This window comes from Aeromonas sp. S5(2024) (genome assembly GCF_041403025.1).
GTDB lineage: Bacteria > Pseudomonadota > Gammaproteobacteria > Enterobacterales > Aeromonadaceae > Aeromonas > Aeromonas hydrophila.
Genome location: NZ_JBGLRI010000028.1, coordinates 1 through 535, shown reverse-complemented (window position 1 = coordinate 535; position 535 = coordinate 1). Strand labels below are relative to the sequence as shown.

2 tRNA genes and 1 rRNA gene are annotated in these 535 nt (G+C 46.7%); all 3 read right to left on the bottom strand.

Features of this window, described 5'->3' with window-relative positions:
- Positions 1 to 194 precede the first annotated feature (194 nt).
- A tRNA-Ala gene (locus ACB032_RS22125) sits at positions 195 to 270 on the bottom strand.
- Positions 271 to 280: 10 nt separating this feature from the next.
- A tRNA-Ile gene (locus tag ACB032_RS22120) sits at positions 281 to 357 on the bottom strand.
- A gap of 73 nt (positions 358 to 430) precedes the next feature.
- A 16S ribosomal RNA gene (locus tag ACB032_RS22115) occupies positions 431 to 535 on the bottom strand; the annotation flags it as partial.

Genomic DNA, 535 nt, shown 5'->3' with positions numbered 1-535 from the left:
GTACAACAAGGACCAAATAAAATTTGGTTTTCGCCAAGAAGTTTCCAAAGCACTTGTAACAAATGTTTGAGAACTACTTTTTAAATCAGCTTTCCAGATTGTTAAAGAGCAAACTTCGTAAAGAAGTCAAAGACATAGACTGAACATATCGTCCAATTCATGGCTTTTGCTTCTCGCAAATTCAGTACGGATTATGGTGGAGCTATGCGGGATCGAACCGCAGACCTCCTGCGTGCAAAGCAGGCGCTCTCCCAGCTGAGCTATAGCCCCGTAATCGAAGTGGTGGGTCTGAGTGGACTCGAACCACCGACCTCACCCTTATCAGGGGTGCGCTCTAACCACCTGAGCTACAGACCCACTTCGTGTACTGTCTCTAAACTTGAATCAAGGCAATCTGTGTGAACACTCAACAACTTCGTCATCATTAAGGTAAGGAGGTGATCCAACCCCAGGTTCCCCTAGGGTTACCTTGTTACGACTTCACCCCAGTCATGAATCACACCGTGGTAAACGCCCTCCCGAAGGTTAAGCTATC